We start from the raw sequence: 19,977 nt of genomic DNA, 5'->3' as shown, positions 1-19,977 counted from the left end.
CCTGCACCGCCCCGCCCTTGATATCGATCCCCGCCCAGGCCTAATCTAGCGCCACGCAAACGTTTCACCCCCCTCGCGACACCGATACATCGCAACCCCATACCAAGGAGGTTCCCGAATGTTCGATTTCCACCCCCAGCTCAAGCAGCGCTTCGCTGCCTTGCGCACGGGCGCTGAATTCTTTTCGCTGCGTTATGTGCGCGAGTCCGGCCAGTACCTGTCGGTGCGCAAGAACGTCGCCGAACCTCCGAGCCTGAGTCGTGACGAAGGCGCGATGTTGACCGTGCGCGTCAACGGCGTCGAAGCCTACGCCGCGACCAACGACCTGTCGCAATCCGGCCTGCAGGCCGCGCTGGAAAAAGCCGAGCAACACGCCCGCCGGCTCAAGCCCCACGCCCTGCTCGACTTGCGTGATCAAGCCGTCTCCAGCGACCGCGCCGATTACTTCTCGCCGAATTTCGACCTGCCCTTCCCGTCCCTGAGCGATTGCTATCAACTGCTCGGCGCCGAATCAGCGTCCGTGCCCAAGGACGAGCGACTGGTGAACTGGCAGGTGAGCATCGGCATCACCAACGTCGAACAGATCTACCTCAGCAGCGCCGGCGCTGAACTGCGCCAGGCCCAGCGTTTCATCTACCCGAGCCTGGAAGTCACCGCCTACGACGGCAGCGACAGCCAGACCCGTACCCTCGGCCGCGAAAACTTCGGCCAACAGGGCGGCTTTGATGTGATCAGTCGCTGCGGCCTGGTGGGTGCAGGCCCGAAAATCGCCGATCAGGCGCTGCAATTGTTGCTGGCACCGAACGCCCCGCAAGGCCCGCGCGACCTGCTGTTGATGCCCGACCAGATGATGCTGCAGATCCACGAATCCATCGGTCATCCGCTGGAACTTGACCGTATCCTCGGTGACGAGCGCAATTACGCCGGCACCAGTTTCGTCAAGGCAGAAGACTTCGGCCATCTGCAATACGGTTCGACACTGCTCAACGTGACCTTCGACCCGGACATCCCCGAGCAGCTCGCCAGCTACGGCCATGACGACGACGGCACCGCCGCCAGCAAGCAATTTCTGATCAAAGAAGGCTTGCTCCTGCGTCCATTGGGCGGTGCGCTGTCGCAATTCCGATCCGGCATGGACGGCGTCGCCAACAGCCGCGCCTGCGGCTGGAATCGCCCGCCGATCGACCGCATGGCCAACCTGAACATCGAGCCTGGCGACCAACCGCTTGAGCAACTGATCGGCAACATCGAACACGGCATTTTGATGAGCACCAACCGCTCCTGGTCGATCGACGATGCGCGCAACAAATTCCAGTTCGGTTGCGAATGGGCACAGTTGATTGAAAACGGCGAGCTCAAAGGCGTGGTGAAAAACCCGAACTACCGGGCGATTTCCGCGCAGTTCTGGAAAAGCCTCAGCGCCGTCGGCGATGCCAGCACCTTCAAGGTTCTTGGCACCCCGAACTGCGGCAAGGGTGAGCCGAACCAGGTGATCCGTGTCGGCCATGCGTCGCCGGCCTGTGTGTTCAGCAATGTGGATGTGTTTGGGGGAGACGCCTGATGACTACGTCAAACAATCAGGCCGACGGGTTCAAGGCCTTGGTCAACTGGCTGCGCGACGCCATTCGCGAACCGGAGCAATTTACCCTCAGCTACGCCGCCGAGTCATCGGCCTTTGTTCGTTTCAACCACGCCAAGGTGCGTCAGGCCGGTCAGGTTCAGCAAGCGAGTGTCGGCTTCAAACTGATCAACGAGGGTCGGCATGCCGACCTCGATATCACGCTGTCGGGCAATGCCGAAGTCGACCTCCAGCGTTTGGCCGAAGGGCTGCAACAGTTGCGCGAGACCTTGCCGTTGCTGCCGAAAGATCCGTATCTGCTGCTCAACCACAACGGCTGGCAAAGCAAGAACGTGCAGGCGCATCCGCTGCCGGACACCGAGCAAGTGGTCGGCGAAATCGCCCAGGCTGCCGAAGGCCTGGACCTGGTGGGCTTCTATGCAGCCGGTCCGATCAGTCGCGGATTCGCCAGCTCTTCAGGCGCGTTCGGCTGGCACCAGGCCAACAGCTTCAACTTTGACTTCAGCCTGTTTCATGACAACGGGCAGGCAGTGAAAGCCAGCTACGCCGGGCACGACTGGAACAGCGAAGGGTTTGCCAAACGCTTTGCCCAGGCACGGGAGCAGTTGGCGTTTCTCGGCAGGCCGCAGCGCACTCTGCCGCCAGGTCAGTACCGCGCCTTTCTGGCACCGGCAGCCATGGGCGAAATCATGGATATGCTCGGCTGGGGCGGTTTTTCGGCGCAGTCGATTGCCAGCAAAAACAGTCCGCTGCAGAAGCTTTTCGCAGGCAACAGCTCGTTCAGCCCGCTCGTGTCCGTCGATGAAAAAGTCAGCGGTTCGTTGAGCCCGGCGTTCTCCGGCGAGGGGTATCCGCGCAGCGATCTCAAGTTGATTGTCGACGGCAAGGCCGGCGCGCAAATGGTCAGCTCGCGCAGTGCAGCCGAGTACGGCCTGACCGCCAACGGTGCCAGTGGCGGTGAAATGCCGAGCGCCTTGAACATGGCGGCCGGGACGTTGCCTGATGCAGAGATTCTCAAGCAACTGGGCACGGGGCTGTACATCAGCAATCTGTGGTACTTGAACTACTCGGACCAGCCGGGGGCGCGCATGACCGGCATGACAAGGTTCGCGACGTTCTGGGTCGAGAATGGCGAGATACAGGCGCCGGTGAGCACCATGCGTTTTGATGACAGTGCTTACAGCTTGCTGGGTTCACAGCTGGAGGCGTTGACCGAAGAGCGCGAGTTGTTGCTGTCGGCGAGCACGTACAGTCAGCGAGCAACGGCTTCGGCGCTGTTGCCGGGGGCGCTGATCAGCAAACTGACGTTGACGCTGTAAACACAAAACCCTTTACACAGGGGTTCCTGTGGCGAGGGGATTTATCCCCGTTGGGTCGCGAAGCGACCCCATGACCTCGAATCGCGGAGTTTCAGGCACACCGCATTCGTCGGATTTGCGGCTGCTTCGCAGCCGAACGGGGATAAATCCCCTCGCCACAAGGGTTCCTGGCTATCCCACAAGAGGTCCCATGCCCAACCGCCCGCCTCTCGACGCTGTCACCGCCCGCTGGGTGCCGTGGGTCGTCGCCATTGCCTTCTTCATGCAGTCCCTCGACGGGACCATCCTCAACACCGCCCTGCCGGCCATGGCCCGCGACCTGGCGGAAGATCCGCTGCGCATGCAGGGTGTGATCATTGCCTACATGCTCACCGTCGCCTTGCTCATCCCCGCCTCGGGCTGGATCGCCGATCGCTTCGGCACCAAGAAAATCTTCTTCGGCGCGATCCTGCTGTTCAGCTTCGGCTCACTGCTCTGCGCCCTGTCGAGCACCTTGAGCATGCTGATCGGCGCCCGGGTGATTCAAGGCCTGGGCGGTGCGCTGATGCTCCCGGTCGGGCGGCTCGTGGTGCTGCGCGCCTACCCGCGCTCGGAGCTGGTGCGGATCATGGGGTTCATCACCATTCCCGGCCTGCTCGGGCCGCTGATCGGCCCAACCATGGGCGGCTGGATGGTGGAATACCTGACCTGGCACTGGATCTTCCTGATCAACCTGCCGGTCGGCGCCGTCGGTTGCTACGCCGTGTGGAGATTCATCCCCGACCTGCGCGGCACTGAGCGCACGCGTTTCGACAGCCTCGGTTTCCTGCTGTTTGGCGCGGCGATGGTGCTGATCACCGTCGCCATGGAGGGTCTCGGCGAACTGCACCTGCCGCATTTGCGCGTGATGTTGCTGCTGTTCGGCGGCATGGCCTGTCTGGCGGCGTACTGGCTGCGGGCCGGGCACATCGATAATCCGCTGTTCGCGCCGTCGCTGTTCAAGACCCGGACCTTTGCCGTGGGTATCCTCGGCAACCTGTTCGCCCGCCTGGGCAGCGGCGCGCTGCCATTCCTCGTACCGTTGCTGCTGCAAGTGGCGCTGGGTTACTCGCCGTCCCAGGCCGGGATGAGCATGTTGCCGCTGGCCGCTGCGGCGATGGTTGCCAAGTCGGTGGCACGGCCACTGATCGAACGCCTGGGCTATCGCATCGTGCTGACCGGCAACACGTTGGCGCTGGGTCTGATGCTGGCGAGCATGGGCCTGGTCAGCGAGCAGACGCCGTACTGGCTGCTGCTGGGCATGCTGGCGGTTCTCGGCGCAATCAACTCCTTGCAGTTCACCGCGATGAACACCGTGACCCTGATCGATCTCGACGACGCCAGCGCCAGCAGCGGCAACAGCCTGCTGTCGGTGGTCGCGCAGTTGTCCTTGAGCCTGGGCGTTGCGTGCGCCGGTGCGCTGCTTGGCGGGTTCACGGCCGAGGTCGGAAACGATGGCGTGGACACGGTATTGGGCGCCTTCCAACTGACCTTCGTGACCGTCGGCGTCATGGCCATGCTGGCCGCGACGATCTTCTCGCAGCTGTCAAAGGAAGACGGACGGCGTGTCAAACGTCCGGAAGAACACATCGAACCTTAGGGCCAATGGCCACGGGACTGATACACTGCGCGACATTTTGTTTTGCAGGCCAGTCCCGTGACCACCATCGCCACCGCTTTTAATACTTTGCCGCTGTCCGCTGCCATGCTGGCTAACCTCGACTCTTTGGGTTATGCCGAGATGACGCCGATCCAGGCGCAAAGCTTGCCGGTGATCCTGAAAGGGATGGACCTGATCGCCCAGGCCAAGACCGGCAGCGGCAAGACCGCGGCCTTCGGTATCGGCCTGCTCAACCCGATCAATCCGCGCTTCTTCGGCTGCCAGGCGCTGGTCATTTGCCCGACACGCGAGCTGGCCGACCAGGTCGCCAAGGAAATCCGTCGTCTGGCCCGTTCCGAAGACAACATCAAGGTCCTGACCCTGTGCGGCGGCGTATCGTTCGGCCCGCAGATCGGTTCGCTGGAGCACGGCGCGCATATCATCGTCGGCACGCCGGGTCGCATCCAGCAGCACCTGCGCAAGGGCTCGCTGATCCTTCATGGCCTGAACACGCTGATCCTGGACGAAGCCGATCGCATGCTCGACATGGGTTTCTACGACTCCATCGAAGAAATCATTGCCCAGTGCCCCGAGCGTCGCCAGACCCTGCTGTTCTCCGCCACGTATCCGGTGGGCATCAAGCAGCTGGCGTCCAAGTTCATGCGCAATCCGCAACAAGTGAAGGCCGAGGCGTTCCACGACGACACGCAGATCGAGCAGCGCTTCTACGAGATTTCCCCGGAAGAGCGCATGGACGCCGTGGTCAAAATCCTCGCGCATCATCGTCCGGCGTCCTGCGTGGCCTTCTGCTTCACCAAGCAGCAGGTTCAGGAAACCGTTGACCACCTGACGGCCAAAGGCATCTCCGCCGTCGGTTTGCATGGCGATCTGGAACAGCGTGACCGTGACCAGGTGTTGGCGATGTTCGCCAACCGCAGCACTTCGGTGCTGGTTGCCACTGACGTCGCCGCGCGCGGTCTGGACATCGATGCGCTGGACATGGTGATCAACGTCGAACTGGCCCGTGACTCGGAAATCCACATTCACCGTGTCGGCCGTACCGGTCGTGCAGGCGAGAAAGGCATCGCAATCAGCCTGGTCGCCCCGTCCGAAGCGCATCGCGCCCAGGCCATCGAGCAGCTGCAAAAGTCGCCATTGAGCTGGGATCAGCTCGACAACCTCAAATCCCAGGGCGGCGGTCCGTTGCTGCCGCAAATGAGCACGCTGGTCATCGGCGCCGGCCGTAAAGACAAGGTGCGTCCAGGTGACATCCTCGGCGCACTGACCGGCGATGCCGGGATTCCGGGTGCGCAGGTTGGCAAGATTGCGATTTTTGACTTCCAGGCCTACGTGGCCGTGGAACGCGGGATCGCCAAGCAAGCCTTGCAGCGCCTGAATGACGGCAAGATCAAAGGCCGTTCGCTGCGCGTGCGCATCCTCTAAAAACGCCGCGCCCCCCTGTGGGAGCTGGCCTGCCAGCGCCCACATTTGATTGCATTTCAGATCAGCTCCTGTGTGAGGACACCGTTTTGCGCTCTACCGAAGTCGTGATCATTGGCGCTGGCGCCGCAGGGTTGATGTGTGCGCTGACCGCCGCCGGGCGCGGGCGCAAGGTGATGTTGCTCGACCATGCGAACAAGGCCGGCAAGAAAATCCTGATGTCGGGCGGTGGCCGCTGCAATTTCACCAACATGTACACCGAACCGGGCAATTTCCTCTCGCAAAACGAACACTTCTGCAAATCCGCCCTGGCGCGCTACACCCAGTGGGATTTCATCGGGATGGTCGCCAAACATGGCGTGCCGTACCACGAGAAAAAACTCGGCCAGTTGTTCTGCGATAACAAATCCAGCGACATCCTCGAGATGCTCCTCAGCGAGTGCGATCAGGTCGGCGTCAGCCTGCACCTGGACACCTCGATCCAGACCATCGAGAAGCTGGAAAACGGTTATTTGCTGGACACCACGCTGGGGCAGATCACCTGTGAATCCTTGGTAATCGCCACCGGCGGCCTGTCGATTCCGACCCTGGGCGCCACCGGTTTCGGATATCAGGTCGCGAAGCAGTTTGGCCACGAACTGTTGCCAACCCGTGCCGGCCTGGTGCCGTTCACCATCACCGATCAGCTCAAGGAGCTTTGCACCGAGCTGTCCGGTACGTCGGTGGATTGCCTGGTGAGCTGCAACGACCAGAGCTTCCGCGAGAACATCCTGTTCACCCACCGCGGTCTCAGCGGTCCGGCGATTTTGCAGATTTCCTCGTTCTGGGAATCCGGCGATACGGTAGAGATCAACCTGATGCCGGATCACGACGTACCGGGCTGGCTGCAACAGCAGCAAGCCGAACGCCCGAACAGCGAACTGAAAACCCTGCTGGGCGAGATCTTCACCAAGAAGATGGCCAACCTGCTGGCGGACAACTGGTTCGTCTCCAAACCGATGAAGCAGTACACCCACGCGGAAATCGCCGACATCGCCGAAAAACTGGCGAGCTGGAAAGTCGTTCCCGCAGGCACCGAAGGCTACCGCACCGCCGAAGTGACACTGGGCGGCGTCGATACCAACGAGGTGTCGTCCAAGACCATGGAATCGCTGAAAAGCCCTGGTTTGTATTTCATCGGCGAAGTACTGGACGTAACCGGGCATCTGGGCGGCTTCAACTTCCAGTGGGCCTGGGCCTCGGGTTACGCGGCGGCGCAATTCGTCTGATCCACACGAATCAAAAAGTGTACGAGCTTTTGTGGCGAGGGAGCTTGCTCCCGCTGGCCTGCGCAGCAGGCCCCGACATCTGACGCCACAGTATTTACGACGGCTGCGCCGCCGAACGGCAGCAAGCTCCCTCGCCACAGGCTCAATACTGACCTGACATCGTCGCCAGGGAAGGAACAGATTTTGCTGTCAGATGTGATCGGCGCCATTGCGTCGACGTCATTACTGGCTCAATTTAGCGTCATTGCCTCGGAAGGCCCTCGCACTTCATGCCATCGACCCCATTTCGTCAGTCTCTGCGCCGTCTCTGGGCGCTGGATAAATTCAGTTACAGCGTGCGGGTGTTCATCGCCCTGACGGGCAGCATGGCGCTGTGTTGGTATCAGGATGAAATGGGGCTGCTGATCCCGCTGTTCCTGGGGATCATCGCCAGCGCCCTGGCCGAGACCGACGACAGTTGGCAGGGCCGCCTCAACGCTCTGGCCGTGACGCTGGTGTGCTTCAGCATCGCGGCCCTCTCCGTCGAACTGCTCTTCCCCTACCCCATCGTCTTCGTCATCGCCCTCGCGCTAGCCAGTTTCGGCCTGACCATGCTCGGTGCGCTGGGCGAACGCTATGGCGCGATTGCCTCGGCAACGTTGATTCTGTCGGTCTACACCATGATCGGCGTGGACCAGCGCGGCGGCGAGGTGACCGATTTCTGGCACGAGCCGTTGCTGCTGGTCGCCGGCGCGGCGTGGTACGGCGTGCTCTCGGTGTTGTGGCAAGCGATGTTTTCCAACCAGCCGGTGCAGCAGAGCCTCGCGCGATTGTTCCGTGAGCTGGGGTTTTACCTGAAGCTGAAGTCGTCGCTGTTCGAGCCGATCCGGCAGATGGACGTGGAAGCGCGTCGACTGGAACTGGCCCAGCAGAACGGCCGGGTCGTCGCGGCACTGAACGCCGCCAAGGAAATCATTCTGCACCGGGTCGGGGACGGTCGACCGGGCTCGAAAGTCAGCCGCTACCTGAAACTCTACTTCCTCGCCCAGGACATCCACGAGCGCGCCAGCTCCTCCCACTATCCGTATAACGCGCTGGCTGACGCCTTTTTCCACAGTGACGTGCTGTTCCGCTGTCAGCGCCTGCTGCGCCAGCAGGGCAAGGCGTGCCGAGCGCTGGCGGAATCGATCCAGATGCGCCAACCCTTCATTTATGACGCCAGCTTCGCCGAAGCCCTGAGCGACCTGCACGCTTCCCTCGAACACCTGCGCATCCAGAGCAACCCGGCCTGGCGCGGACTGCTGCGATCCCTGCGCGCGCTGGCCGCCAACCTCGGCACTCTCGACCGTTTGCTCAGCGATGCGAGCAACCCCGACGCCCTCGCCGACGCCACCGACAGCAGCCTGCTCGACCGCTCGCCCCGCAGCCTCAAGGATGTGTGGATGCGCTTGCGCACGCAGCTGACACCGACCTCGCTGCTGTTCCGCCACGCCCTGCGATTGCCCCTCGCGCTGAGCATCGGCTACGGCATGGTGCATCTGATTCACCCGTCGCAAGGTTACTGGATCATCCTCACCACGCTCTTCGTCTGCCAACCGAACTACGGCGCCACACGCCGCAAGCTGGGTCAGCGAATCATCGGCACCGCCATAGGCCTGACCCTGGCCTGGGCGCTGTTTGATCTGTTCCCGAACCCGCTGATCCAGTCGTGCTTCGCAATTGCCGCCGGGGTGGTGTTCTTCACCAACCGCACCACGCGCTACACCCTGGCGACGGCGGCGATCACCTTGATGGTGCTGTTCTGCTTCAACCAGGTCGGCGACGGTTATGGTCTGTTTCTGCCGCGACTGTTCGATACCCTGCTCGGCAGCCTGATCGCCGGGCTCGCGGTGTTCCTGTTCCTGCCGGACTGGCAGGGTCGACGCCTGAACAAGGTGCTGGCCAACACCCTGACCTGCAACAGCATTTACCTGCGCCAGATCATGCAGCAATACGCCGCCGGCAAGCGCGACGACCTGGCTTATCGCCTGGCCCGGCGCAACGCGCACAACGCCGATGCGGCATTGTCGACGACGCTGGCCAACATGCTGATGGAGCCTGGGCATTTCCGTAAAGAAGCGGATGTCGGGTTCCGCTTCCTGGTGTTGTCGCACACGTTGCTCAGCTATTTGTCAGGACTGGGCGCACACCGTGAAACCCTGCTGCCGGCGGACGTGCGCGAGCATTTGATCGAAGGTGCCGGCGTGAAACTGGCGGCGAGCATTGACGAGATCGCTCAAGGCCTGGCGAGCAAACAGCCGATTGCGATTCAAAGTGATGAGGAAGAGGCACTGGCCAATGAGCTGGAACAGATGCCTGACGAGATCGATGAAGGCCAGCGCCTGGTGCAGACGCAGTTGGCGCTGATCTGTCGCCAGTTGGGGCCGTTGCGGACGTTGGCGGCGCATCTCATCAAGGACACCAGCGAGGATTGAAATCGGTGGTGGCTGGGCGGGTCTCATCGCAGGCAAGCCCACCACTGGGGGACATGTGCGGTGTCCGGAATTGCATGCACGCCATGAATCCATTGTGGCAGCGAGCTTGCCCGCGATGAGGCCATCAGCGACAGCGCAAAATCCGGATCAGCCCACTCACATCCCATGCGCCTTCATCAACCGCTCATAACTCCCATCCGCCTTCATCTCGGCGATCTCCCGATCAAAACCCGCCACGATCTGTTCATGCTGCGGATTTTTCAGGCTGACCAGAATATGCAGGCTGTTCTCGCTCAAAGGCTTGGGCAGGAATTCCACGGAATTGCGCACCTTGGCTGATTCCCGTGCCAGGTAGTAACGCGCGACGTATTCATCCTCCAGGGTCAGCTTGACCCGGTCGGCGGCGACCATGCGCACGGCCATGGCGAAGCTGTGCACCGGGATCTTCTGCAGCGAGGCGTCTTCATCGAACGCGGGTGAATAGGCATAACCGCGCACCACCGCAATCGGGTACATGTGCAATTGCTGCAGATTATTGAATTCGATCGGCGCGTCCTTGCGCTTGAGAAAGCGCACGCGGTTGAGCAGGTACTCACCGGAGAATTGGCCAAGTTTGGTGCGCTCATCGGTGTACCAGGCGTTCACCAGCACGTCGTAACGCCCCTCGCCTATACCCAGCAACGCACGCGCCCACGGCACTTGCTCAAAATCGCTGGCATAGCCGGCGCGGGCCAGCGCGGTGCTGACAATGTCGGTGGCCAACCCGCCGTTGACCAACGTGGCGTCGGTAAAGGGCGGCCATGAATCGGCGACCAACCGCAGCTTTTCCGCTGCAGCACTCTGAGTCAGCAACAGCAATCCGATCAAGGCCAAAGCTCGATGCAATCGCGGCATGCTCGAAAATCCTTAGCGGGCGGTTGCCCGACGTTTTCAGCCAAAACTCCAAGGCCCCGTACCGGCAAAACCCAGGTACTAACATTAGCTCATCGAAGCCACTGCACAGCGCTTCATCCCAGATTACACAAAGAAGACAACGCCGCGCGAAATGAATGATGGCATTTTGGCCTTTGTCACAGATTTCTTCGCCATCGAGACATCTTTCGTGCAGACGCTTAGTATCGGAGGGACGATGCTCAAGGAATGTGAAGATGACAATCGATTGGATCTGCAAACACCACAGTGATCTGGGCAAGGAGCAGCTTTACGCCGTTCTGCAGCTACGCGCCGAGGTGTTCGTTGTGGAGCAGAAATGTATTTATCAAGACGTCGATGGCCAGGATCTGGAAGGTGACACCTGCCATCTGATGGCCTGGGACGGGGATCGACTGGTGGCGTACCTGCGTTTGCTCGATCCTGAATTACAGGGCGGAGACGTGGTGATCGGGCGGGTGCTTACCGCGCCGGATTATCGCGGCAAGGGCCTGGGTCATGAGCTGATCGCCCAGGCGTTGAAGCAGGCGCAAAAGCGCTGGCCTGAAGTGCCGGTTTATCTATCGGCCCAGGCGCATTTGCAGGGGTATTACGGGCGGTACGGGTTTGTCGTGGCGGGTGAGGAATACCTGGAGGATGGCATTCCGCATATCGGGATGCGTCGTTCTTGAGGGCCCTATCGCGGGCTTGCCCGCGATGGCGTCATAACTGACGCCGCAGAACTCAGGGATACTCCAACACCGCCTTGATCTGCCGCAGATTACGCTCGATCCACCCCCGGTCAATCGCTCCCCACTCGCGAATCCGATAACGCCCGGCATGATTGCGCGCGCCCTCTTCCTGCTCGAATTCACAAACGATGTCCAGATCCGCCAACGCCGCAATGGTGTCCTGGGCCGTGCGCCGGGGCATGCCGGTCACCTCGGTCAGTGCCGGGACGCTGCTGGCCAGCCCGCTGTCGATCAGGTACGCCACGTACAAGCGGCGATAGAAGCTGCTCTTGGTCTTGCTCACGTCCATCCACACACTCCTTGGCTACTGCATTTCCCGCCACGTCAGGTACACCCGCAAATCGAACTCGATCTGGTGGTACCCCGGCAACATGTGTTCGCACAGCTTGTAGAACGCTTTGTTGTGATCCGACTCCTTGAAGTGCGCCAGCTCATGCACCACGATCATCTTCAGAAATTCGGCGGGGGCTTCCTTGAACAGCGAGGCCACGCGGATTTCTTTCTTGGCCTTGAGCTTGCCGCCCTGCACCCGGGAGATCGTGGTGTGCAGGCCGAGGGCGCGGTGGGTCAGGTCCAGACGGTTGTCGAACAACACCTTGTCGATGGCCGGGGCATTGCGCAGGTATTCCTGCTTCAGGTCCAGCGCATAGGCGTACAACGCCTTGTCGCTCTGCACGTCGTGCGTTTGCGGGTAACGCTGGCTCAGGTAATCGCCCAGCCGGCCTTCGGTGATCAACCGACGCACCTGGTCCTGCAAAACAGCGGGATAGGCCTGGAGGAATTTCAAGGCAGTCATCGGGGCGGCAACATCGATTACGGAAAGGTCGCCAGTGTAGCGAATTCAGTCCGTCAGCGCGCTCCAGTCGAATGGCTGTACGAAGTCACTGACCTCTTCGGCCACCATCGGGCGGGCAACCAGGAAGCCTTGTACGTACTCGCAACCATTGGCTTGCAACCACTCATATTGCGCAACGGTTTCCACCCCTTCGGCGATCACCAGCATTCCGTATTGTTTGCACAGGTCGATCACATTGCGCACCAGCGCCGCATCCCGTGACGACGCTGGCAAGCGAGCGATCAGATGTCGGTCGAGCTTGAGCGTGTCCAGATCCAGGTCACGCAGATGGGACAGCGAGCACGGCCCCGAACCGAAGTCATCCAGCGCCACCCGCACGCCCAGGTTACGCAGCAGACGCAGCTGTTTGCGGGTTTCCTCGGGGTTGTGCATCAAGGCCTCTTCAGTGACCTCGACTTCCAGATGACGCGCCTGCAACCCATGACGTTCCAGCACCTGGCGCAACTCGGTGGCCAGGTTGGGCATGCAGAACTGCGTGCTGCTCAAACTGACGCTCAGCACCAGGTCCTCGGCAAACAGGGTTTCCCAGGCTTTACGTTGGCCAGCGCCGCGTTGATAAATCCAGCTGCCCAGGCGACTGATCAGCCGCGCTTCTTCCAGCAACGGCAAAAACAGCCCGGGGGGCACGTCGCCGACACTCGGGTGCTGCCAGCGCAACAGCGCTTCGAACCCGCGAATCTGTCCACCGGCGATGGCCACCTGCGGCTGGTACACCAGATTGAAATCACGGTTTTCAATGGCGGTGCGCACACTTTCTTCGAGCATCAGCCGTGAGCGCGCCCGACCATTCATGTCATGGTCATAGAAACGATACTGCTGACGGCCGGCGCGCTTGGCCTCGTACATGGCAATGTCCGACGCCCTCAACAAACCATCGAGATTGGCCCCGCAATCCGGGTACGTAGCAATGCCGATGCTGGCGCCCAGCGCGATATCCAGACCATCGATCTGCTGACAGATCGACACCCGCTCGATGAGTTTTTCGGCAATCTTCGCCGCCTGTTCGGGGAACTCCAGATCCAGCAGCGCCGTGAACTCATCGCCGCCCATGCGCGCCAGAATGTCGAACGGCCGCAAGCACGCCTTCAACTGCTCGGAGACCCAGCGCAACACGCGGTCGCCGGCATCGTGGCCGAGGGAATCGTTGACCCGCTTGAACCCGTCGAGATCGAGGTAAAGCAACACCCACGCGCTGTCAGAGCGCTCGCCGCGCAGCAACAGGTTTTCCACCGTCTGATAAAAACCCCGGCGGTTGAGCAGCCCGGTCAACGGGTCGGTCACTGCCTGGAACTCCAATTGCTGATGCAGGTGGCGCACCACCGACATGTCCAGCACCGTCACCACCATCGCATGTTGTTCGGTGGGCAGCGGCGCGCAAGACAGCGCCACGGGCACCTGCTGGCCGGGGGCCGTACGCAACAGCGCGTCATGCAGGCGCAAGGTTTCGCCGCGCTTGTAACCGGCCAGCAACTCGGAATCGGCCCAGATCGGTATATGCGGCTTTTGCAGGTAATCCAGAAACTCTTTGCCCTGCAGGTCTTGCAGCGTGGCATTGAGCAGACGCGACATCGCCGGGTTGGCAAAGCGAATCAGACCGTCCTCGCCGACCACCAGGATGCCTTCGGCGGCGTTGTCCAGCACCGACGCATTAAAAGCGCGCGCGACCTCCAGATCGTGGCTCAGGCGCTGCAACGCCCGGCGATTGCGCTGATGCTCGAGCAGGGCCTGGACTTTGGGCTTGAGAATTTGCGGATCGAACGGTTTGAACAGGTAATCCACCGCACCGCTGGCATAGCCCTTGATCACGGCGTCCTGGGACTGTTCATTGGCGGTGAGGAAGATGATCGGTGTCAGGCGGGTGCGTTGGCTGCCCCGCATCAGGCGCGCGACTTCAAAGCCGTCCATGCCCGGCATCTGCACATCCAGCAGTACCAGGTCGATATCGTGCTCGAGTAAAAGACTGAGGGCTTCAAAACCGGACGCAGCCGTCAAGACCTGCCAATCCTGGCGCTGCAGCAACGCGCGCATGCTGATCAGGTTTTCAGGGTAATCATCGACGATTAAAAGTGTTGAGCTGCCTTCGGCTGGCGTGGGTTGCGCGCATTCCATGCTGCTTCTCTTGTTGGGGCGTCAGGCTGGTTTCTCGTGAAAACCGGACAAATAACAAGCCTTCACTCTAGACCGGGATTCGCTAAAGCAGAAGATATCAGTACGCCATCATTTAACTAAAGGGTTCATTTACCGACTAACGGTCACCGCTACAGGCCGCTAAAACCGGGAAAGATGGCCTTTTAACAGGATTTTGACGTCATCCATCTGTCAGACAGGCGTTAACAAAAGGGCCTTCTACGCTTATAAAGACCGCCCTCCAAGGCGCGTGCTAGAGCTTCTGGTACGTCCGTGCTGCAAAATTTCTGGAAGCTTTTCCTATGATCGATCTCGCATCCTGGAACCTCAGCGTTCCCGTCGGCAACCCGCCGTACACCGTTGAAACAGCCAAACTGGTGAAGGGTTTCAAGGATCAATACTTCCATTCCGACACCGGCACCCTGTTTTTCTGGTCCCCGGTGACTGGCACGAAAACCGAAAACGCGAAATATCCGCGCACCGAACTGCGGGAAACCTACAGTAACGGCACGCTGAAAAACTGGTACTACCCGGACGCCGACAATTCCCTGCGTGCCACCCTGGCAGTCAACCAGGTACCGAGCTCGGGCAAAATCGTCATTGGCCAGATCCACGCCTATGAAAGCCAGAAGCCCATGGTCAAGGTCGAGTATCAGTACAAGACCAGCAGCAAGAGCGGCAACATCGTCGCCAAAGTGCGCATGCACCCTGATGATGGCGAAGGCCGGGTGATCACCGTCGCTACCGGCGTGAAGCTGGATCAGGAGTTTTCCTACCTCATCCACCTCAGTCCTGGCGGGGCGCTGGGCATCAGCGCCGCGGGCTATCAATGGGACACCAACATCAGCGCGACGTGGCGCGTCAAACCGCTGTACTTCAAGGCCGGGGTGTATGTGCAGGACAACACCGGGTACACCAGTGAAGGCGGGAAAGTGACATTCAGCAAGCTGGATATTGATCACGATAAGTAACGAGAACCCAGGCACACACCCGCAACGATGACACTCCCTGTGACGAGGGAGCTTGCTCCCGCTGGGCTGCGAAGCAGCCCCACCCCTGCCACCACTTCTCCCTGACACCCTCGCCGCAATGACCGCGCCCCTGCATCTGGCGGCCTGCACCAGCTTCCCCCCAGTTGGCGGTTTCGACTACCTGGACAACTCTATCCAGATGACAAGGCTAAACCACCTGTAACAATTGACAGTTTTTAATACTTTTTCGCGATAACGTTTAGTTCAGCAAAAGTACGGGCTCGATTGACGAGCGCTCATAAAAAAACCCGCATTTCTGCGGGTTTTTTGTGCAAACAAAACGCTGAAGTTTTAGTTAACCTTGGCGTTCAACTCACCTTTCAGGTAACGCTGATACATTGCTTCCAACGAGATCGGCTTGATCTTCGAAGCGTTGCCCGCAGTACCGAAAGCTTCGTAACGAGCGATACACACGTCACGCATCGCAGTAACCGTCGCGCCAAAGAACTTGCGAGGGTCAAACTCGCTCGGGTTGGTGGCCATCAGGCGACGCATTGCGCCAGTGGACGCCAGGCGCAGGTCGGTGTCGATGTTGACCTTGCGCACGCCGTGCTTGATGCCTTCAACAATCTCTTCAACCGGCACGCCGTAGGTTTCTTTGATGTCGCCGCCGTACTGGTTGATGATCGCCAGCCACTCTTGCGGAACCGAAGACGAACCGTGCATCACCAGGTGGGTGTTCGGAATGCGCTTGTGGATTTCCTTGATGCGGTCGATGGCCAGCACGTCACCGGTAGGCGGCTTGGTGAACTTGTAGGCGCCGTGGCTGGTGCCGATGGCGATGGCCAAGGCATCGACCTGGGTGCGCTTGACGAAGTCAGCGGCTTCTTCCGGGTCGGTCAGCATCTGGCTGTGATCCAGAACGCCTTCGGCGCCGATGCCGTCTTCTTCACCGGCCATGCCGGTTTCCAGCGAACCCAGGCAACCCAGCTCGCCTTCTACCGATACGCCACAGGCGTGAGCCATGGCCACGGTTTGTTGGGTGACGCGCACATTGTAGTCGTAGTCGGTCGGGGTCTTGCCGTCTTCGCCGAGGGAACCGTCCATCATCACCGAGCTGAAGCCCAGTTGGATCGAGCGCTGGCAGACGTCGGGGCTGGTGCCGTGGTCCTGGTGCATGCACACCGGGATGTGCGGGAATTCTTCGATTGCCGCCAGGATCAGGTGACGCAGGAACGGTGCACCAGCGTATTTGCGAGCACCGGCCGAAGCCTGGACGATCACCGGGGAGTCAGTCTTGTCAGCGGCTTCCATGATGGCGCGCATCTGCTCAAGGTTGTTGACGTTGAAGGCTGGAACGCCGTAGCCGAACTCGGCTGCGTGGTCCAGCATCTGGCGCATGCTGATAAGTGCCATTGTGTATGTCTCTCCCGGTTTGGGTCGTTAATCGTGCCAGCCTGCCGGAGCGGCGGCGGCTATTCAAGTTTTTGCAGATCGGGGGTTGGCCCGGGCTGCGAATTCGGTGTTGCTCAAATCTTGAGAACCTGCACAGATCCACTGTGGGAGCGAGCCTGCTCGCGAATGCGGTTTCACATTCAATCTTGATGCAAGCTGATCCACCGCTTTCGCGAGCAGGCTCGCTCCCACATTTGGATCTGCTCCCACATTGGATCTGTGGTGTGTCAATTACTGCGCTTTACAACCGCGGCCGATCAAATCATTGGTGGCGACCCAGTACACCAGGCCTTCCTCACCTTTTACGTGAAACGCCAGCATGTCGTCGCTGTACAGCGAACCTTCCGCACCCGGTTCAAGCTTGAGGCGATAGACCTGATCGGCGCCCCCGAGGCGTACATCGACGGCCTTGCGACTGTCGTCGGTATAGCGCCAGAGCACTTTGGCCTGGCTATCGCAGGTCCAGGTGGTCCAGTTTTCCGTCGATTCGGCAGGCTTGAACAGGTTGAAATTCGAGCAACCTGCCAGCAGTGCGAGCGCCGTAATGGCGATAAAACCTTTCATCCGTGTTCCTCGACTGACGGCGCACGCCGCCAGCCCTGAGTAAGGAGTCAGACCCGTCAAGGGCAACCATGTTCCTTGGCGGGTGTCTGCGTTTCGTATTTTTCCAGGCCATCAGGCCCGGAACGCTTGTTGATCACCGGGTTTGTTTCCGCTTGCCAGTCAGCCTGGTAGCAGCCCTTTTCCACCGATTGCGGAGCAGGTTCCGGCTTGGCTTTCGGGTTATTCCCGCAAGCCGCCAGCGAACCCGCAACGATCAACAACGCTAGCGTCTTGACCATCTGAACACTCCCTTTCCTGGTCAAATCAGCGACCTCAGCCCTTGGCCCGACTTTCCAGGACTTCAACCGCCGGCAACACCTTACCTTCGACGAATTCGAGGAATGCGCCGCCACCGGTAGAAATGTAGGAGATCTGATCGGCGACGCCATATTTGTCGATGGCCGCCAGGGTGTCGCCGCCGCCCGCGATGGAGAACGCCGAGCTTTCCGCGATGGCCTGGGCCAGCACTTTGGTGCCGTTACCGAACTGGTCGAATTCGAACACGCCGACCGGGCCGTTCCACAGAATGGTCTTGGACGACTTCAACAGCTCGGCGAAATTCGCCGCGGTCTGTGGGCCGATGTCCAGGATCATGTCGTCTGCCGCAACGTCGTCGATCAGCTTGACGGTCGCGGTGGCGCTTTCAGCGAATTCCTTGGCGACGACAACGTCCACCGGCAGCGGCACGCTGACCTTGGCGGCGATTTCGCGGGCAGTGTCCAGCAGGTCCGGCTCGTACAGGGATTTGCCGACCGGATGACCGGCAGCGGCCAGGAACGTGTTGGCAATGCCACCGCCGACGATCAGCTGGTTGCAGATCTGGCTCAGGCTGTTCAGCACGTCGAGTTTGGTCGAGACCTTGGAGCCGGCAACGATGGCCGCCATTGGCTGGGCCGGGGCGCCGAGGGCTTTACCCAGTGCGTCGAGTTCAGCGGCCAGCAGCGGGCCAGCGGCAGCGACTTTGGCGAACTTGGCCACGCCATGGGTCGAACCCTCGGCGCGGTGAGCGGTGCCGAAGGCGTCCATCACGAACACGTCGCACAGGGCGGCATATTGCTGGGCCAGTTCGTCAGCGTTCTTTTTCTCGCCTTTGTTGAAGCGCACGTTTTCGAACAGGACGATGTCGCCGGCCTTCACGTCAACGCCGCCCAGGTAATCGGCAACCAGCGGCACTTCGCGGCCCAGGGCCTTGCTCAGGTAGTCGGCGACTGGCTTGAGACTGTTCTCGGCCGAGAATTCGCCTTCGGTCGGACGGCCAAGGTGCGAGCAGACCATGACGGCCGCGCCTTTTTCCAGGGCCAGCTTGATGGTCGGCAGCGAAGCCAGGATACGCGCATCGCTGGTGACTACACCGTCCTTGACTGGGACGTTGAGGTCTTCGCGGATCAATACGCGCTTACCTTGCAGATCGAGGTCGGACATCTTCAACACGGTCATGGGTCGCACTTCCTACGGTTTTTTTGAAGTCGCTGTTTGCAGATAGTGTTCTGCAACGTCCAGCATTCGGTTGGCAAAACCCCATTCGTTGTCGAACCAGGCCAGGATGTTCACCAGCCGTGGGCCGGAAACTCGAGTCTGACTGGCATCGACGATCGCCGAATGTGGGTCATGGTTGAAATCACAGCTTGCGTGGGGCAGCTCGGTGTAGGCCAGCAGGCCTTTGAGCGGGCCGCTGCTGGCAGCCTCGCGCAGAATCCGGTTGACCTCGGTAGCGTCGGTGTCGCTCACGGTCTGCATCGTAATGTCGAGGCAAGACACGTTCACCGTCGGCACACGCACGGCTTTGGCCTGAATTCGCCCGGCAAGTTCCGGCAACAGGCGTTCGATGCCGCGCGCCAGACCAGTGGACACCGGAATCACCGACTGAAACGCCGAACGGGTGCGGCGCAGGTCTTCGTGATGATAGGCGTCAATGACGGGCTGATCGTTCATCGCCGAGTGGATGGTGGTGATCGACACGTATTCCAGACCAATGGCCTGATCCAGCAGGCGCAACAGCGGCACGCCGCAGTTGGTGGTGCAGGACGCGTTGGACACCAGCAGCTCATCGCCGGTGAGGCAATCCTGGTTCACGCCGTAGACGATGGTGGCGTCGACATCCGCCTCGCTGGCCATCGGCTGGGAAAACAACACGCGCGGGGCGCCGGCGTCGAGGAAACGCTGACCGTCTTCGCGAGTGTGGTAAGCGCCGGAGCACTCCAGCACCAGATCGACGCCGAGCGATGCCCAATCGATGCCTTCGGGGGTGGCACTGCGCAGGACCTTCACGCAGTCGCCATTAATATGCAGACAATCGCCCTCGACCTTCACCTCGCCGGGGAAACGCCCGTGCGTGGAGTCGAAGCGTGTCAGGTATTCGATGCTGGCCATGTCCGCCAGATCGTTGATCGCGACAATCTCAAACCCGGCCTTCTCGCCTCGCTCGAACAACGCACGCAAGACGCAACGACCAATCCGGCCGTAGCCGTTGAGTGCAACTTTGTAGGGACGCGGTTGAGGCATGGGGTTCTCGATTACCGTGGTGAATCCGTTATTGCAACGTGGACCGAACCACCGTCCTCGCGAGCAAGCCCGCTCCCACAGGGGAATGCATTCCAATGTGGGAGCTGGTTTGCTCGCGAAGGCGG

Annotated in this window: 17 protein-coding genes; 8 read left to right on the top strand and 9 right to left on the bottom strand. The window is 60.6% G+C overall.

All coding sequences use genetic code 11. The features are described 5' to 3' along the window. The first annotated feature begins 118 nt into the window (after positions 1 to 118). From ACM6I5_RS01950 to yccS, 6 genes are all read left to right on the top strand, one after another. Positions 119 to 1,561 carry a TldD/PmbA family protein gene (locus tag ACM6I5_RS01950; RefSeq protein WP_414883085.1) on the top strand — a complete coding sequence of 481 codons (1,443 nt, stop codon included), beginning with the start codon at positions 119 to 121 and terminating at the stop codon, positions 1,559 to 1,561. Next, positions 1,561 to 2,898, top strand: a complete 1,338-nt coding sequence (locus tag ACM6I5_RS01945) for a TldD/PmbA family protein (protein ID WP_017341214.1) — start codon at positions 1,561 to 1,563, stop codon at positions 2,896 to 2,898. Before ACM6I5_RS01950 ends, ACM6I5_RS01945 begins: the two co-directional genes overlap by 1 nt. Before the next feature lie 190 nt (positions 2,899 to 3,088). Next, complete coding sequence (gene mdtD / locus ACM6I5_RS01940) at positions 3,089 to 4,516, top strand: multidrug transporter subunit MdtD (protein ID WP_414883084.1); 1,428 nt, start codon at positions 3,089 to 3,091, stop codon at positions 4,514 to 4,516. Positions 4,517 to 4,621: 105 nt separating this feature from the next. Beyond that, complete coding sequence (gene dbpA / locus ACM6I5_RS01935) at positions 4,622 to 5,959, top strand: ATP-dependent RNA helicase DbpA (RefSeq protein ID WP_238588330.1); 1,338 nt, start codon at positions 4,622 to 4,624, stop codon at positions 5,957 to 5,959. Positions 5,960 to 6,045: 86 nt separating this feature from the next. Then, the gene (locus tag ACM6I5_RS01930) at positions 6,046 to 7,224 is read left to right on the top strand and encodes an NAD(P)/FAD-dependent oxidoreductase (protein WP_017341217.1); all 1,179 of its coding nucleotides are present in this window, start codon (positions 6,046 to 6,048) and stop codon (positions 7,222 to 7,224) included. 269 nt (positions 7,225 to 7,493) lie between these two features. Then, positions 7,494 to 9,677 (top strand): YccS family putative transporter, encoded by a 2,184-nt coding sequence (yccS, locus tag ACM6I5_RS01925; protein WP_414883083.1) that lies wholly within the window; start codon positions 7,494 to 7,496, stop codon positions 9,675 to 9,677. Between the two features lie 156 nt (positions 9,678 to 9,833). Here yccS and ACM6I5_RS01920 read toward each other — a convergent pair whose 3' ends face one another. Continuing rightward, a complete protein-coding gene (locus tag ACM6I5_RS01920; RefSeq protein ID WP_414880181.1) occupies positions 9,834 to 10,571 on the bottom strand; it encodes a substrate-binding periplasmic protein in 738 nt (245 codons plus the stop codon). 254 nt (positions 10,572 to 10,825) lie between these two features. Between ACM6I5_RS01920 and ACM6I5_RS01915 the strand changes: the two genes are divergently transcribed. Further along, a complete protein-coding gene (locus tag ACM6I5_RS01915) occupies positions 10,826 to 11,278 on the top strand; it encodes a GNAT family N-acetyltransferase (protein WP_017341220.1) in 453 nt (150 codons plus the stop codon). Between the two features lie 52 nt (positions 11,279 to 11,330). On the opposite strand, the gene ACM6I5_RS01910 is transcribed toward ACM6I5_RS01915, so the two are convergent. The 3 genes from ACM6I5_RS01910 to ACM6I5_RS01900 are packed head-to-tail and all read right to left on the bottom strand — an operon-like array spanning position 11,331 to position 14,303. Further along, complete coding sequence (locus tag ACM6I5_RS01910; protein WP_007894945.1) at positions 11,331 to 11,627, bottom strand: winged helix-turn-helix domain-containing protein; 297 nt, start codon at positions 11,625 to 11,627, stop codon at positions 11,331 to 11,333. Between the two features lie 15 nt (positions 11,628 to 11,642). After that, positions 11,643 to 12,134, bottom strand: coding sequence for a M48 family metallopeptidase (locus ACM6I5_RS01905; RefSeq protein ID WP_414883082.1), 492 nt, complete (start codon positions 12,132 to 12,134; stop codon positions 11,643 to 11,645). A gap of 45 nt (positions 12,135 to 12,179) precedes the next feature. After that, complete coding sequence (locus ACM6I5_RS01900) at positions 12,180 to 14,303, bottom strand: putative bifunctional diguanylate cyclase/phosphodiesterase (RefSeq protein WP_414883081.1); 2,124 nt, start codon at positions 14,301 to 14,303, stop codon at positions 12,180 to 12,182. Between the two features lie 320 nt (positions 14,304 to 14,623). On the opposite strand from ACM6I5_RS01900, the gene ACM6I5_RS01895 reads away from it, so the two are divergent. Continuing rightward, positions 14,624 to 15,292, top strand: coding sequence for a polysaccharide lyase family 7 protein (locus tag ACM6I5_RS01895; RefSeq protein ID WP_017341223.1), 669 nt, complete (start codon positions 14,624 to 14,626; stop codon positions 15,290 to 15,292). A 351-nt stretch (positions 15,293 to 15,643) separates the two neighbouring features. Here the strand turns inward: ACM6I5_RS01895 and fba are convergent, their stop codons facing one another. The 5 genes from fba to epd all read right to left on the bottom strand — a co-directional run bounded on the left by fba (position 15,644) and on the right by epd (position 19,852). Further along, a complete protein-coding gene (fba, locus tag ACM6I5_RS01890; RefSeq protein WP_008081027.1) occupies positions 15,644 to 16,708 on the bottom strand; it encodes a class II fructose-bisphosphate aldolase in 1,065 nt (354 codons plus the stop codon). 270 nt (positions 16,709 to 16,978) lie between these two features. Further along, positions 16,979 to 17,311 carry an MliC family protein gene (locus ACM6I5_RS01885; protein WP_414883080.1) on the bottom strand — a complete coding sequence of 111 codons (333 nt, stop codon included), beginning with the start codon at positions 17,309 to 17,311 and terminating at the stop codon, positions 16,979 to 16,981. 56 nt (positions 17,312 to 17,367) lie between these two features. Continuing rightward, a complete protein-coding gene (locus ACM6I5_RS01880; protein WP_414883079.1) occupies positions 17,368 to 17,589 on the bottom strand; it encodes a hypothetical protein in 222 nt (73 codons plus the stop codon). 34 nt (positions 17,590 to 17,623) lie between these two features. Continuing rightward, the gene (locus ACM6I5_RS01875; RefSeq protein ID WP_017341226.1) at positions 17,624 to 18,787 is read right to left on the bottom strand and encodes a phosphoglycerate kinase; all 1,164 of its coding nucleotides are present in this window, start codon (positions 18,785 to 18,787) and stop codon (positions 17,624 to 17,626) included. Positions 18,788 to 18,799: 12 nt separating this feature from the next. Further along, positions 18,800 to 19,852 carry an erythrose-4-phosphate dehydrogenase gene (gene epd / locus ACM6I5_RS01870; RefSeq protein WP_017341227.1) on the bottom strand — a complete coding sequence of 351 codons (1,053 nt, stop codon included), beginning with the start codon at positions 19,850 to 19,852 and terminating at the stop codon, positions 18,800 to 18,802. Between the last annotated feature and the right edge of the window lie 125 nt (positions 19,853 to 19,977).

The organism is Pseudomonas sp. IT-P171, assembly GCF_949767765.1.
Lineage (GTDB): Bacteria > Pseudomonadota > Gammaproteobacteria > Pseudomonadales > Pseudomonadaceae > Aquipseudomonas > Aquipseudomonas fluorescens_B.
This window is presented reverse-complemented; position numbering and strand designations above follow the sequence as displayed.

Bases quoted from the DNA above. Each gene is read 5' to 3' on its own strand.
- ACM6I5_RS01950 (WP_414883085.1), top strand. From the start codon at position 119: ATGTTCGATTTCCACCCCCAGCTCAAGCAGCGCTTCGCTGCCTTGCGC.
- ACM6I5_RS01945 (WP_017341214.1), top strand. From the start codon at position 1,561: ATGACTACGTCAAACAATCAGGCCGACGGGTTCAAGGCCTTGGTCAAC.
- mdtD (WP_414883084.1), top strand. From the start codon at position 3,089: ATGCCCAACCGCCCGCCTCTCGACGCTGTCACCGCCCGCTGGGTGCCG.
- dbpA (WP_238588330.1), top strand. From the start codon at position 4,622: ATGCTGGCTAACCTCGACTCTTTGGGTTATGCCGAGATGACGCCGATC.
- yccS (WP_414883083.1), top strand. From the start codon at position 7,494: ATGCCATCGACCCCATTTCGTCAGTCTCTGCGCCGTCTCTGGGCGCTG.
- ACM6I5_RS01920 (WP_414880181.1), bottom strand. From the start codon at position 10,571: ATGCCGCGATTGCATCGAGCTTTGGCCTTGATCGGATTGCTGTTGCTG.
- ACM6I5_RS01915 (WP_017341220.1), top strand. From the start codon at position 10,826: ATGACAATCGATTGGATCTGCAAACACCACAGTGATCTGGGCAAGGAG.
- ACM6I5_RS01910 (WP_007894945.1), bottom strand. From the start codon at position 11,627: ATGGACGTGAGCAAGACCAAGAGCAGCTTCTATCGCCGCTTGTACGTG.
- ACM6I5_RS01905 (WP_414883082.1), bottom strand. From the start codon at position 12,134: ATGACTGCCTTGAAATTCCTCCAGGCCTATCCCGCTGTTTTGCAGGAC.
- ACM6I5_RS01900 (WP_414883081.1), bottom strand. From the start codon at position 14,303: ATGGAATGCGCGCAACCCACGCCAGCCGAAGGCAGCTCAACACTTTTA.
- ACM6I5_RS01895 (WP_017341223.1), top strand. From the start codon at position 14,624: ATGATCGATCTCGCATCCTGGAACCTCAGCGTTCCCGTCGGCAACCCG.
- fba (WP_008081027.1), bottom strand. From the start codon at position 16,708: ATGGCACTTATCAGCATGCGCCAGATGCTGGACCACGCAGCCGAGTTC.
- ACM6I5_RS01885 (WP_414883080.1), bottom strand. From the start codon at position 17,311: ATGAAAGGTTTTATCGCCATTACGGCGCTCGCACTGCTGGCAGGTTGC.
- ACM6I5_RS01880 (WP_414883079.1), bottom strand. From the start codon at position 17,589: ATGGTCAAGACGCTAGCGTTGTTGATCGTTGCGGGTTCGCTGGCGGCT.
- ACM6I5_RS01875 (WP_017341226.1), bottom strand. From the start codon at position 18,787: ATGACCGTGTTGAAGATGTCCGACCTCGATCTGCAAGGTAAGCGCGTA.
- epd (WP_017341227.1), bottom strand. From the start codon at position 19,852: ATGCCTCAACCGCGTCCCTACAAAGTTGCACTCAACGGCTACGGCCGG.